The sequence below is a fragment of the Streptomyces sp. NPDC055239 genome (assembly GCF_053606205.1).
In genome coordinates, this window is the sequence record NZ_JBSGRD010000005.1 from 103,447 (window position 1) to 116,015 (window position 12,569).

Annotated in this window: 11 protein-coding genes and 1 tRNA gene; 4 read left to right on the plus strand and 8 right to left on the minus strand. The window is 69.5% G+C overall.

Annotated features, from left to right (window positions below):
• Positions 1 to 73: 73 nt before the first annotated feature.
• From thrB to ACWFRJ_RS18680, 6 genes are all read right to left on the minus strand, one after another.
• Positions 74 to 991 carry a homoserine kinase gene (gene thrB / locus ACWFRJ_RS18655; protein WP_453531464.1) on the minus strand — a complete coding sequence of 306 codons (918 nt, stop codon included), beginning with the start codon at positions 989 to 991 and terminating at the stop codon, positions 74 to 76.
• A 259-nt stretch (positions 992 to 1,250) separates the two neighbouring features.
• Positions 1,251 to 2,309, minus strand: coding sequence for a threonine synthase (thrC, locus tag ACWFRJ_RS18660; RefSeq protein WP_383269386.1), 1,059 nt, complete (start codon positions 2,307 to 2,309; stop codon positions 1,251 to 1,253).
• Between the two features lie 6 nt (positions 2,310 to 2,315).
• On the minus strand, positions 2,316 to 3,608 hold the full coding sequence (locus tag ACWFRJ_RS18665; RefSeq protein WP_453531468.1) for a homoserine dehydrogenase: 1,293 nt from the start codon (positions 3,606 to 3,608) through the stop codon (positions 2,316 to 2,318).
• Positions 3,609 to 3,746: 138 nt separating this feature from the next.
• Positions 3,747 to 5,138, minus strand: a complete 1,392-nt coding sequence (gene lysA / locus ACWFRJ_RS18670) for a diaminopimelate decarboxylase (protein ID WP_453531471.1) — start codon at positions 5,136 to 5,138, stop codon at positions 3,747 to 3,749.
• A gap of 44 nt (positions 5,139 to 5,182) precedes the next feature.
• Positions 5,183 to 6,316, minus strand: a complete 1,134-nt coding sequence (nrtL, locus tag ACWFRJ_RS18675; protein WP_453531474.1) for an ArgS-related anticodon-binding protein NrtL — start codon at positions 6,314 to 6,316, stop codon at positions 5,183 to 5,185.
• Positions 6,317 to 6,490: 174 nt separating this feature from the next.
• Positions 6,491 to 6,955 (minus strand): response regulator, encoded by a 465-nt coding sequence (locus ACWFRJ_RS18680; RefSeq protein WP_453531477.1) that lies wholly within the window; start codon positions 6,953 to 6,955, stop codon positions 6,491 to 6,493.
• Positions 6,956 to 7,153: 198 nt separating this feature from the next.
• Here ACWFRJ_RS18680 and ACWFRJ_RS18685 point away from each other — a divergent pair.
• Positions 7,154 to 7,225, plus strand: a tRNA-Arg gene (locus ACWFRJ_RS18685).
• A 118-nt stretch (positions 7,226 to 7,343) separates the two neighbouring features.
• Here ACWFRJ_RS18685 and ACWFRJ_RS18690 read toward each other — a convergent pair.
• Positions 7,344 to 7,922: a TetR/AcrR family transcriptional regulator gene (locus tag ACWFRJ_RS18690; protein ID WP_453531480.1), complete on the minus strand. Its 579-nt coding sequence runs from the start codon at positions 7,920 to 7,922 to the stop codon at positions 7,344 to 7,346.
• 119 nt (positions 7,923 to 8,041) lie between these two features.
• Here ACWFRJ_RS18690 and ACWFRJ_RS18695 point away from each other — a divergent pair, with 119 nt between their 5' ends.
• Positions 8,042 to 9,670: an FAD-dependent monooxygenase gene (locus ACWFRJ_RS18695; RefSeq protein WP_453531483.1), complete on the plus strand. Its 1,629-nt coding sequence runs from the start codon at positions 8,042 to 8,044 to the stop codon at positions 9,668 to 9,670.
• A 70-nt stretch (positions 9,671 to 9,740) separates the two neighbouring features.
• Positions 9,741 to 11,018, plus strand: coding sequence for an erythromycin esterase family protein (locus tag ACWFRJ_RS18700; RefSeq protein WP_453531486.1), 1,278 nt, complete (start codon positions 9,741 to 9,743; stop codon positions 11,016 to 11,018).
• Positions 11,019 to 11,024: 6 nt separating this feature from the next.
• Here the strand turns inward: ACWFRJ_RS18700 and ACWFRJ_RS18705 are convergent, their stop codons facing one another.
• Entirely contained in the window at positions 11,025 to 12,020 is a 996-nt protein-coding gene (locus tag ACWFRJ_RS18705; protein ID WP_453531489.1) for a helix-turn-helix transcriptional regulator, read from the minus strand.
• Positions 12,021 to 12,127: 107 nt separating this feature from the next.
• Here ACWFRJ_RS18705 and ACWFRJ_RS18710 point away from each other — a divergent pair, with 107 nt between their 5' ends.
• Positions 12,128 to 12,556, plus strand: coding sequence for a VOC family protein (locus ACWFRJ_RS18710; RefSeq protein WP_453531492.1), 429 nt, complete (start codon positions 12,128 to 12,130; stop codon positions 12,554 to 12,556).
• Positions 12,557 to 12,569 lie beyond the last annotated feature (13 nt).

Genomic DNA, 12,569 nt, shown 5'->3' on the forward strand with positions numbered 1-12,569 from the left:
TCGGGTGCAGACTTGAGGTTAACACTACCGGGTCCAACAAACATTCCCCCTCTCCTAATCCGGCTAACGGGTGTCAAGGCGCAAGCGGCAGCACGCTCGCACCGGTCGCGTCGAGCGTCAGACGGTTGGCCGCCCAGCCCTCGCCCGCGAGGCGTGCGACCTTGTCCGCCGCACTCTCGTCGACCAGCGCGAGGACCGTGGGCCCCGCGCCGGAAATCGTCGCCGGGACGCCGTCCGCGCGCAGGCGTTCCACCAGAGCGGCGCTCTCCGGCATGGCGGGCGCGCGGTACTCCTGGTGGAGCCGGTCCTCGGTTGCGGGAAGCAGCAGCTCGGGGCGCCTGGTCAGGGCCTCGACGAGCAGTGCGGCGCGGCCCGCGTTGGCGGCCGCGTCGACGTGCGGGACGGTGCGTGGGAGCAGTCCGCGCGCCGTTTCGGTGAGGACGGGCTTTCCGGGTACGAAAACCACCGGAACGATGGAATCGGCGGGTTCCATCCTGATCGCCCGCGCCGCTCCCCCGTCCATCCAGGAGAGCGTGAAACCGCCGAGCAGACAGGCGGCGACGTTGTCGGGGTGGCCCTCGATCTCGGTGGCGAGTTCGAGCAGGGCGTTGTCGTCGAGCCGGACGTCGCCGCCTATCGTCACGGCGCGCGCGGCGACGATGCCCGCGCAGATGGCGGCCGACGAGGAGCCGAGGCCCCGGCCGTGCGGAATGCGGTTGGCGCAGACGATCTCGAGCCCGCGCGGCTGTCCGCCGAGCAGGTCGAAGGCGGTGCGCAGGGAACGTACAAGCAGGTGCGACTCGTCGCGTGGGAGCGTCTCGCTGCCCTCGCCTGCGATGTCGATGTTCAGTCCGGTGTCGGCCACCCGCACGACGACGTCGTCGTACAGACCCAGCGACAGGCCCAGGGCGTCGAAGCCCGGGCCGAGGTTGGCGCTGGTGGCGGGGACGCGCACCCGGACGGCGGCGGCGCGGAACGCGGGACCGGCCATCGCTCGATGACTCTCCTTGAGCTGCGATCTTTTGAGGACTTGCCACGTGATGAGGCACTACCCGAAGGCCGCTCTGCGGCAGCACCGCGGCATATGCGGCGGGGCGGGTTCGGTACAGCCTATCGAAGGAAGGTTCTGTGGCGACATAGGGCGCACAGGAGGCGCACGATGCGTGTCGTAAGCCCCCTGTGCACCCCCTATGCGGGAGTTGCGGGATTTCCAGGCGGATATGCCCGCCGTTCAGCTGAGGTTACTCAGGTTACGCAAGACCTAGGCGCTCGGCCGCGGCAGCCGAGTCGACCGGTACCGTGACCGGCTGCGGAGCGCCCGCGACGGCCCAGTCCGGGTCCTTGAGGCCGTTTCCGGTGACGGTGCAGACGATGCGCTGCCCCTTGTCGACCTTGCCCTGCTCGGCCGCCTTCAGCAGACCGGCGACGGAAGCGGCCGACGCCGGCTCGACGAAGACACCCTCCTGGGACGCCAACAGCTTGTAGGCGCGCAGGATCTCACGGTCCGTCACCTCGTCGATGAAGCCGTCCGACTCGTCCCGCGCGTCGAGGGCGTACTGCCACGAAGCGGGGTTGCCGATGCGAATCGCGGTGGCGATGGTGGAGGGGTCCTTGACGATCTCGCCGCGCACGATGGGCGCGGAACCGGAAGCCTGGAAGCCCCACATACGAGGAGTGCGCGTCGAGATCGAGTCGGCGGCGTACTCCTTGTAGCCCTTCCAGTAGGCCGTGATGTTGCCCGCGTTGCCCACCGGCAGGACGTGGATGTCGGGGGCGTCGCCGAGCGCGTCCACGATCTCGAACGCGCCCGTCTTCTGGCCCTCGATGCGGAACGGGTTGACCGAATTGACCAGCGCGACCGGGTAGTTCTCGGAGAGGGCGCGGGCGAGGTTCAGGCAGTCGTCGAAGTTGCCGTCGACCTGGAGGATCTTCGAGCCGTAGACGAGCGCCTGGCCCATCTTGCCGAGCGCGATCTTGCCCTGCGGCACGAGGACGGCACAGACCATTCCCGCGCGTACGGCGTAGGCGGCGGCGGAGGCCGAGGTGTTGCCGGTGGAGGCGCAGATGACGGCCTTGGCGCCCTCCTCCTTGGCCTTCGTGATCGCCATCGTCATGCCGCGGTCCTTGAAGGACCCGGTCGGGTTGGCGCCCTCGACCTTGAGATGCACCTCGCAGCCCGTGCGCTCGGAGAGCACCTGGGCGGGGACGAGCGGCGTGCCGCCCTCGCGGAGCGTCACGACCGGCGTCGTGTCGGAGACGGGAAGACGGTCCCGGTACTCCTCGATGATTCCGCGCCATTGGTGGGTCATTACTGACTACTCCCCTTCAACCCGCATGATGCTGGCGACACCACGCACGGTGTCGAGATTCCGCAGCGCCTCGACGGTGCCGGTGAGGGCGGCGTCGGGCGCGCGGTGGGTGACGACGACGAGCGATGCCTCGCCGTCCTTGCCCGTCTGACGGACCGTATCGATCGATACGCCGTGCTCGGCGAAGACCGTCGCGACCTGGGCGAGGACACCCGGCTTGTCGGCTACGTCGAGGCTGATGTGGTACCGCGTGACGACCGCGCCCATGGAGTTCACGGGCAGCTGGGTGTACGCGGATTCGCCGGGCCCGGTGGTTGCGCCGAGCTTGTTGCGGCAGACGGCGACGAGGTCACCGAGAACGGCCGACGCGGTGGGAGCGCCGCCCGCGCCGGGCCCGTAGAACATGAGCTGTCCTGCGGCCTCGGCCTCGACGAACACGGCGTTGTACGCCTCGCGCACGGAGGCCAGCGGATGGCTGAGCGGAATCATCGCGGGGTGCACGCGCGCGGTGACGGACCCGCCGTCGGCGGCACGCTCACAGATGGCGAGCAGCTTGATGGTGCAGCCCATGCGCTTCGCGGACGCGAAGTCGGCGCCGGTCACCTCGGTCATGCCCTCGCGGTACACGTCGTCGAGACGCACACGCGTGTGGAAGGCGATACCGGCGAGGATCGCGGCCTTGGCGGCGGCGTCGAAGCCTTCGACGTCGGCGGTCGGGTCGGCCTCGGCATACCCGAGGGCGGTGGCCTCGTCGAGCGCTTCCTGATACCCGGCACCCGTCGTGTCCATGGCGTCGAGGATGTAGTTGGTGGTGCCGTTGACGATCCCCAGAACCCGGTTGACCTTGTCGCCGACGAGGGACTCGCGCAGCGGCCGGATCAGCGGAATGGCACCGGCGACGGCAGCCTCGTAATAGAGGTCGCGGCCGTGCTCCTCGGCGGCGGCGTGCAGCGCGGCGCCGTCCTGGGCGATGAGCGCCTTGTTCGCGGAGACGACGGACGCGCCGTGCTCGAAGGCGGTGGTGATGAGGCTCTTGGCGGGCTCGATCCCCCCGATGACCTCGACGACGACATCAATGTCACCGCGTTTGACCAGCGCGGTCGCGTCGGTGGTGACGAGGGAGGGATCGATTCCCTCGCGCACCTTCGACGGACGGCGGACGGCGACACCGGCGAGCTCCACCGGGGCACCGATCCGGGCCGTGAGGTCGTCGGCGTGCGTCGTCATGATGCGCGCCACCTCTGAGCCGACAACCCCACAGCCCAGCAGCGCCACCTTCAGCGGACGCGTACGCATCATCCGACCTCACTTCTCATACATCTACGGTGGGACCAGTCTCACCCACCGGATCGCGGTTTCCCTCCACGGTCCGGATCGTGAGACATACATTTCACTGGCCGATACTCTGCCATGCGCTGGTTCTCGGCCGATTTTTCCTCAGCCGACATCGAGACGCAGGAGATCCTCCTCCGTCTCGCGCCGGACGATGACCCGCGCCCCACCGTCCCGCACGGCGACGACCGGCGGACGAAGGGCGTGGTTGTAGTTGCTCGCCATGGAACGGCAGTACGCGCCGGTCGCGGGCACGGCGACCAGGTCTCCGGGAGCGAGGTCGGCCGGAAGGAACGCGTCCTTCACCACGATGTCCCCGCTCTCGCAGTGCTTGCCGACGACACGGACGAGCATGGGCTCGGCGTCGGACGTCCGCGAGACGAGCGCGACGCTGTACTCGGCGTCGTAGAGAGCCGTACGGATGTTGTCGGACATGCCGCCGTCGACAGAGACGTACGTACGCAGTCCTTCGAGCGGCTTGACGGTGCCGACCTCGTAGAGGGTGAAGGCGGTGGGCCCGACGATGGCGCGCCCCGGCTCGACGGAGATCCGCGGAGTGCGCAGATTGGCGGCCTCGCACTCGCGCGTCACGATCTCGCCGAGCGCCTTGGCGATCTCGTGCGGCTCGCGGGGGTCGTCGTCGGAGGTGTAGGCGATGCCGAGCCCGCCGCCGAGGTCGATCTCGGGAAGCTCGACGCCGTGCTCGTCACGGATTTCGGCGAGCAGCTGCACCACGCGCCGCGCCGAGACCTCGAATCCGGCCATGTCGAAGATCTGCGACCCGATGTGCGAGTGCACCCCGGTCAGCTCGAGCCCGTCCAGCTTCAGGGCCCGGCGTACGGCCTCGGCGGCCTGTCCCCCGGCGAGGGCGATGCCGAACTTCTGGTCCTCGTGGGCGGTGGCGATGAACTCGTGGGTGTGGGCCTCGACGCCGACGGTCACGCGGATCTGCACACGCTGACGGACACCGAGCCGATCGGCGATGTGCGCCACGCGCACGATCTCCTGGAAGGAGTCGAGCACGATGCGCCCGACGCCGGCTCCGATCGCCCGCTCGATCTCGTCCTCGGTCTTGTTGTTGCCGTGGAAGGCGATGCGGTCGGCGGGCATCCCGGCGTCGAGAGCGGTGGCGAGCTCGCCACCGCTGCACACGTCGAGGTTGAGCCCTTCCTCGTGCAGCCACCGGACGACGGCGCGCGAGAGGAAGGCCTTGCCCGCGTAGAACACGTCGGCGTCGGAGCCGAAGGCGCCGCGCCAGGCGTGGCAGCGGGCGCGGAAGTCGTCCTCGTCGAGGAAGTAGGCGGGGGTGCCGAACTCCTCGGCGAGCCGGGTCACCTCGATCCCGCCGACGGTGACGACACCGTCCGCGGAACGATCGACGGTCTGCGACCAGACCTTGGGATCGAGGGAGTTCAGATCGGCGGCCGGGGCGGTGTAGTGCCCTTCGGGCAGTACGTCGGCGTGGCGGGGCCCGGCGGGGTGTGCGGAGCGGCTCATGTCGCGTTCGTCTCTCTCACTTCATTCACGTCTGTCTTCACGTGTCACAAGTACTCGGGGGCACTGATGCCGAGCAGGGACAGGCCGCCTGCGAGCACCGTCCCGGCGGCTTCGGCGAGCGCGAGCCGGGCGCGGTGGGCGGCCAAGGGTTTCTCGTCACCTTGCGGAAGGACGGTGGGCTGGAAGGCGAGGAAGGCATCGGCGGTGACGACGAGATGCCGGGCCAGGCGGTCGGGGGCGCGGTGGTGGGCGGCGGCGGAGAGCTGTCGCGGGTACGCGGCGATTCCGTCCAGCAGGTCTCGCGTCGCTATCTCTCCTACGTCCCCGGGGGCGCCGGCGAAGCCGAGGGCGGCGGCGTTGCGGGTGAGGGCGCGGGTGCGGGAGTGGGCGTACCGCACGCGGAAGAGGGGGTTGCTCGCGCGCTGGAGCAGGTGCTCTTCGCTGAGCTCGTCGCCGATGCGGGGCCGGTCGTGGGCGGCCGGGTACAGGAGGGCCCAGCGGGCGGCGTCGCGGCCGAGGGGCGTTGGATCGGCCGGGGCGGGGACGGGGCGGAGGGTGTTGACGGAGGCGGGAGGCCGCCCGTGTCCGTCCACCTGGACGCCGAGGGTTTCCCAACCGGGGTCGGGGGCCTCGTCGCACGTGATGCGTACGTTCTGTGCGAGGGCGCCCTGGGAGATGAGGATGCGGCGCAGGGAGTCGGCGAGGACGGCGGCGCGGACTTCGCGGGGGATGTGGAGGTGGGCGACTTCGGTATCGCCGGTGCCTGGGTGGGCGTGACCGTAGCGGTCGCCGCGGGTGAGGACGTCACGGACGAGGGCGGCGGAGGGGCTGTGGCTGCTCCCGTCGCTCCCCTGGTCACTGCCCCGGTCACTGCCCCGGTCGAGAGTGATGTTGAGGAAGCCGGGCCCGGTGATGTCGATGGCGGCGATGCCGGGCTCCTGGGCGAGCCGCGGGGACAGCACTTCGGCGACCTGGAGGGGCGTCCGCCCTGCGGTACGGGCGATCTGCATGGCGATGTTGGTGGCGTAGTCCCCGGACCCACCGGGCCTGGGCCGCTCGACGACAACCCGCCGGGCCATGTCCACGTCACTCACGTCACCGAGGGCACTGAGCTCGCCGTCATCGACGGCACGGCGCATGGCGCGCAGCACGGTGCGGGAGAGCTCGACGGGGGTCACGGGTCAAGCGTATGGGAGGAGGGGGGTGGGCACGCGACCTGGTTTCCCGGATGGTCCGGGATGTGGACGGGGAGGGGGGCACGCGGTCATGGGGCGAGGGAACGGGGGCAACCGGACCGGTGGCTGCCGACTGCTGCGGCAACGGCGGGATCGAGCTCCGGATCGACCGCCGGATCAACCTCCGGGTCGACCGGCGCGCTCAGCTTCTCCGGCGGCCCCGCGCTCATTGCCGAGGGCGCCACGCCCGCCCCCGCCACCACCACCCCCGTTTTCCATCAACTGCCGTACTATCCCGAGCAGTTCGGAAGGTTCGAAGGGTTTGGCGAGAAACGCGTCCACGCCTACTTCGAGCCCGCTCTCGACCTCGTACTGAGTGCAGGCACTGACAATGACGATGGGCAGGTTCCGGGTCCGCGGATCGGAGCGCAGCCGGGCGGCGGTACGCAGCCCGTCGAGGCGGGGCATCACGACGTCGAGGGTGACGACATCGGGTCTGACCTGGTTCACCACGTCCAGGCACTCGGCACCATCAGCCGCGGTCACGACCTCGAAGCCCTCCAGCTCGAGGTTGACCCTGATCAGTTGCCGGATGACCTTGTTGTCGTCCACAACAAGCACGCGGCCGGACACGCCTGACACAACTCGAGAGTAGGTCCGCGCCCGCCGCCGCGTCCGGGTTTTCCCTACTTCCGCACCTTGCGGGGAAGCGGGCGATGGATCAGACGTGGGTCAGGACCGGGTCGGGCGACAGTCACCGAGGTGCGGAAATACCTGTTCCTGGAGAGCCGTTCGGAGCTGGTAGGGTTCAACACGTCGCCGCGAAAGCAGCGCCGACACGCCCCCGTAGCTCAGGGGATAGAGCATCGGCCTCCGGAGCCGGGTGCGCAGGTTCGAATCCTGCCGGGGGCACCTTGTATGAGGTGTCCGAGGACCCCGTCATCAGCGGAAACGCTGAGAACGGGGTCTTCGCGTATGTGCGGACGTGTGCGGCCCTCCGCAGTGAAGGGCCGCTACGAAGCGCCGCCTTTCACGGGCGTGGCCCCATCCCCGCGAAGAGGGCTTCGAGCATCCCGTCGACGTACTCATGGCTCAGTGGTTCCTGTGTGATCAGGAACTGGAAGTACAGCGGGCCGGACAGGATCGCCATCGCCAGGTTCAGGTCGAATGCGGGCGACAGCTGGCCCTGCTCCTGGGCCGACTTCAGGCGTGCGACGGTCTTGGCCGCCTGCGGGGCGATGAAGCGCTCGTTGAGCGCGGCCGCGACCTTGGGGTCGTGCTGGGCCTCGCCGATCAGAGCCTGGAAGAGGGGGCTGAACGGTCCCCGGGCCAGGAGGTCGACAGCCGCGTAGATCTGCTGGCGCAGGTCGGCCATGACGTCGCCCGTGTCGGGATAGTCCAGGGTCGGCCCATTGAGCGACATCAGGGAGTCGAGCAGCAGGGCCCCCTTCGAGGGCCATCGGCGGTAGATGGTGTGCTTCCCCGCGCCGGCACGGGCGGCGACCGCCTCGATGCTGAGCTTGGCGTAGCCGATCTCCTGTCCCAGCTCCATCGTGGTGCGCATGATGGCTTCGGTCAGGTCGGAGCCACGACGGCGGACATTGGTCATGCCTCCACAGTAGCGGTACGGCACGGCACGTGCCGTGCTTGACAGGAGCCCTTGATCCCGGCACGCTCCTGCCGTGGCGACGGCACGGCACGTGCCGTTCCTTATGGAGGGTGGGGCGCATGGATGCTGACGTGATCATTGTGGGGGCGGGTCCTACGGGCCTGATGCTGGCCGCAGAACTGCGCACCTGCGGCGTACACCCCCTGGTCATTGAGCGACAATCGCAGCTTCGCGAGACGCCGCGGGCGAACGGCCTGGGCGGGCAGATCCTGGAACTCCTGCGCTATCGGGGCGTGTTGGCGGACCTCCAGTCGGTCAGCACCGACCCTCACCCGGCTCCCCGGTTCCCGTTCGGTGACGTGCACCTGGACTTCACGCACCTGGCGGATCCGCCGCTGCACTCGGTCCAACTGCCGCAGCCCCGCCTGGAGCGCCTGCTCGAAGAACGCGCCGAAGACCTCGGCGCCGAGGTCCGCCGCGGTCACGAGGTCATCGGGGTGAGCCAGGACCACGAGGGCGTGTCCGCGCACGTACGCGGCGCGGACGGACCGTACCGGGTGACCGCCCGCTACCTGGTCGGCTGCGACGGTGCGCGCAGCCGTGTGCGCGACATGGCGGGCATCCCGTTTCCGGGGACCACCTATCCCGAGGTCAACCGGCTCAGCCAGGTCACCTTGGCCGAGGGGGTGACGCGATGCGACAACGACGATCTCGACGTGTCCGGTCTCGACGTGTCCGGTCTCGACCTCGGCCTCGGCAGGATCCGTGCGGGGTTCACGCGGACCGACCGTGGTGTCTTCGGGTTCGGCTGGCTCACGTCCGAGGTGTTGCTGATCTCGACCGTCGAGAACGAGGAGACCGAGTACGACGATGACGCGCCGATGACCCTGGCCGAGCTCCAGGACAGCATCCGCCGTGTCCTCGGTGCGGACCTGCCTCTGGGGAAACCGCTTCGGCTGTCGCGTTACCAGTTCCAGGCCCGGCAGGCCGAGCGTTACCGCGACGGACGCGTCCTGCTGGCGGGCGATGCGGCCCACCAGTTTCCCGCCACGGGGGTCGCGCTCAACGCGGGCATGCTCGACACGGTCAACCTCGCCTGGAAGCTGGCCGCCCACATCCACGGCTGGGCGCCGCCCGGCCTCCTTGAGACCTACCACGACGAACGTCACGCCGCCGGGACTCGGACGCTGCTGCACACCCGCGCCCAGGTGGCGTTGCGACGCGGACACGACCCGGCCGCGCAAGCGCTCCGCGAGGTCTTCCAAGAGCTGCTCGGCGACGAAGCGCCCCTGCGCCGTATGGGAGCCATGGTCGCAGGCACCGACATCCGCCACCCGATGCCGTACGGCGACGAGCACGCCTTGACCGGTGCCTTCGCACCCGACCTCGCCCTGCGCACCGGCCAGGTCACGACCAGTGTCGCGGAGCTCATGCGTCCCGCACGCCCCGTGTTCCTCGACCTCGCGGACCGCCCGGAGCTCCGCGAGATCGCCGCGGGCTGGTCACACTGTGTCGACGTACACAGCGCCGACACCGACGACAGGCCGGCCGACGCACTCCTGATCCGTCCGGACGCCCACATCGCCTGGGCCGCCCCTGTCGACGAACCCTCCGACGCCCTCGCGCCCACGCTGCGAGAAGCGCTCACCGCCTGGTTCGGAGACCCGCGCGAGAACGAGGGACCGGGCCACCGACCGGCCACGGACGACCCACGGACGACCGCTGATGCCCCACTGATGACCCACTGATGACCCGTACTTGATCTTGTTGAGGAATCCCCCACCCTCCCCAGTTCCCCCTCGCGGAAGAGCCACCAGCATGCCTGCTGCAACCGACCACACGCCGTTCGCCGACTGGCTCCGCGGCCATGCCGTCCCGCTCGGTCACCTCGACCCGGCGGCGCCCCTGGACGACCTGGAGCCGCTGCGCGACATCCTCGACGGTGTCCGTGTGGTCGCCATCGGGGAGCACTCCCACTTCATCGCCGAGTTCGTCCAGATGCGCCAGCGCATCCTGCGGTTCCTGGTCGAACGCTGCGGGTTCACCGTCCTGGCCTTCGAGTACGGCTTCAGTGAAGGCTTCCCGCTCGAGGCCTGGGCGCAGGGCCAGGGAACCGACGACGACCTCTCCGCCCACCTCGCGGGAACTGTCCCCATCGGACTCCAGGAACCACTGCGCTTCCTGCGCGGACACAACCGCACCGCCACACCGCAGGTCGGCTTCGCGGGGATCGACATCCCGGCGGCGGGCGGGTCGTTGCTCCCCGCCCTGGCCCCGGTCGCCGACTACCTCCGCCAGGTCGACCCGGAAACGCTGCCGACGGTCCAGGCCGCGATGACGATCGCCGAATCCTTCGCCGGTGACTCCGCAGCCGTGGCCGCGCCCGCGTGGGCCCGCCTGGCCACCGCCGAACAGGACACCCTCAGCGCACTCCTGGCACGCCTGCTCATCCGGTTCCGCTCCCTGAAACCGCTGTACCTCTCCCGCGGAGACCGGCGCGGCTACGACATCGCCCTGCGACGCGTCGAAGGCGCCTGCCACGGCGACTACACCTTCCGCGCCATGGCAGGCCTCTTCGCCGGGGACGGCCTCACCGCCGACACCTCGGCCCGCGACCTCTACATGGCCGAATCGCTCCTGTGGCACCTGAACCGCCTCGAACCCGGTGCTCGCGTCGTGCTCGCGGCCCACAACGCCCACATCCAGAAGACACCGATCGCCTTCGACGGTCACCTCACGGGGCTCCCGATGGGACAGCACCTGCACAACGCCCTCGGCGACGCGTACTTCGCCCTCGGGCTGACGAGCACCACGGGGCACACGGCCGAGATGCACCGCGACGAGAAGGCTGCTTTCGGATTCACCGTCGCCGACACCCCGCTGGGGCCGCCCGAGCCAGGAAGCATCGAAGCGGCCTTCGCCGACACCGGTCTCGGACTCGGCATGGCCGACCTCCGCCGGGCACGAACGGAGAACGTCAGCACCCCCGACCGCATCCGGCTGCAGAGCGTCTACGTGCACACCCCTGTCCTCGACGCGTTCGACGGCGTCCTCAGCACTCCGGTCTCCACGATCGCTGATATCGCCCCGAGTTGAGGGCGGCTAGCGAGTCGGGGGTGGCGCGCCCGCAGCCTTGGCGTAGCGCTCGGCCAGTTCGGCGAACGCGCTGGTCAGTTGGGGTGGGCCGATGACTTGGATGTCGGTGTCGAAGCGGCCGATGGTTGCGGCGAGGCCGGTCCACGACCAGGAGCCGAGCGTGAGGCGGCAGCGGTCGGGGGCGAGTTCCTCGACGATTCCGTCCTGCACGAAGGGGGCCACGGCCCGCGCCGGGAGGTTGAGGAGGACTTCGCCCCGGCAGGGCCAGTCGGCAGTGGCGCCGTCGGTTCCTCGGAATCGGCCGGTGACGAACGCGGCCACGTCGTCGCCGGGGAGGTCCCGTGGGGTGAAGCGCGGGCCCGTGGGGGTGCGGGGGCGTATGCGGTCGGTGCGGAAGGTGCGCCAGTCGTCACGGTCCAGGTCCCAGGCGATCAGGTACCAGTGGCCGTGCCAGGTGATGAGGTGGTGGGGTTGCGTCCTGCGGGGGTGCTCGGCGGGAGTGGGGGGCGCGTCTTCCAAGTGGCCGTAGTCGAAGCGCAGTTCCTCGTGCGCGTGGATGACTCGGCTCAGTTCCATGAGGAGCTGTGTGCCCATCGGAGGTGCGTTGCCGGGCTCGGGTGGGTGGACGGCCGTCACCTGCAGCATTTCTATGCGCTGGCGCAGACGGGGCGGCATGACCTGGCGAACCGTGGACAGGGCCCGTACGGCATCTTCGCCGATCGCGCTGTTGGTGGCCACGGACTGCAGCGCGAGAGCCAGGGCGACGGCTTGGCCGTCGTCGAACAGGAGCGGGGGCAGTTGCGATCCTGCGTCCAGGCGGTAGCCACCGAAGGGGCCCTTGAAGGCTCGGATCGGGTAGCCCAGTTCCCGTAGGCGGTCGACGTCTCGGCGCACCGTGCGCGGGGTGATGTCGAGCCGCTCGGCCAGGTCGTCACCCGACCAGTCGCGATGCGCCTGGAGCAGGGAGAGCAGCGCGAGCAGCCGTGAGGACGTCTTCTGCATACGTACCACTCTGCCTGAAGTACAGGACACAACCTGTCCGCTACCCCTGGAATGGTGCGTTTCAGATCAAGATCCCGATCTGCCAGACCGCACACAAGGAGTAGGCCATGTCCGTCACGACCACCACCCACCTGAACTTCCGGGGCGACGCACGGGCGGCGCTGGACTACTACCAGTCCGTCTTCGGCGGGCGCGTCACCGCCGTCACGTACAAGGACATGGGCAACACGCAGAACGAGGATGAGGCTGACTGGGTGGTGTGGGGCGAGGTCGTGGGCGACAACGGCTTCCATGTCATGGCCTACGACGTGCCGTCCCAACTCCCCTGGGACCAGGGCAGCAACCCGTTCTTCGTCTCCGTGCGCGGTGACGACACGGACGAGATCAGTGCCCTGTGGCAGAAGCTGGCGGCGGGCGAGGGATCGACCGTGGTGCAGCCCCTGGCGGCGTCGCAGTGGGCGCCCTTGTACGGCATGCTCACCGACCGCTTCGGCGTGACCTGGGTGCTTGACGTGGCGGCGCCCTACAACGGCTGATCGGCTACAACGG

Excerpts from the sequence above, each read along its gene's own strand:
- ACWFRJ_RS18690 (WP_453531480.1), bottom strand. The coding sequence starts at position 7,922 with ATGACCAATGTCCGCCGTCGTGGCTCCGACCTGACCGAAGCCATCATG.
- ACWFRJ_RS18695 (WP_453531483.1), top strand. The coding sequence starts at position 8,042 with ATGGATGCTGACGTGATCATTGTGGGGGCGGGTCCTACGGGCCTGATG.
- ACWFRJ_RS18710 (WP_453531492.1), top strand. The coding sequence starts at position 12,128 with ATGTCCGTCACGACCACCACCCACCTGAACTTCCGGGGCGACGCACGG.
- ACWFRJ_RS18700 (WP_453531486.1), top strand. The coding sequence starts at position 9,741 with ATGCCTGCTGCAACCGACCACACGCCGTTCGCCGACTGGCTCCGCGGC.
- ACWFRJ_RS18665 (WP_453531468.1), bottom strand. The coding sequence starts at position 3,608 with ATGATGCGTACGCGTCCGCTGAAGGTGGCGCTGCTGGGCTGTGGGGTT.
- lysA (WP_453531471.1), bottom strand. The coding sequence starts at position 5,138 with ATGAGCCGCTCCGCACACCCCGCCGGGCCCCGCCACGCCGACGTACTG.
- thrB (WP_453531464.1), bottom strand. The coding sequence starts at position 991 with ATGGCCGGTCCCGCGTTCCGCGCCGCCGCCGTCCGGGTGCGCGTCCCC.
- ACWFRJ_RS18705 (WP_453531489.1), bottom strand. The coding sequence starts at position 12,020 with ATGCAGAAGACGTCCTCACGGCTGCTCGCGCTGCTCTCCCTGCTCCAG.
- thrC (WP_383269386.1), bottom strand. The coding sequence starts at position 2,309 with ATGACCCACCAATGGCGCGGAATCATCGAGGAGTACCGGGACCGTCTT.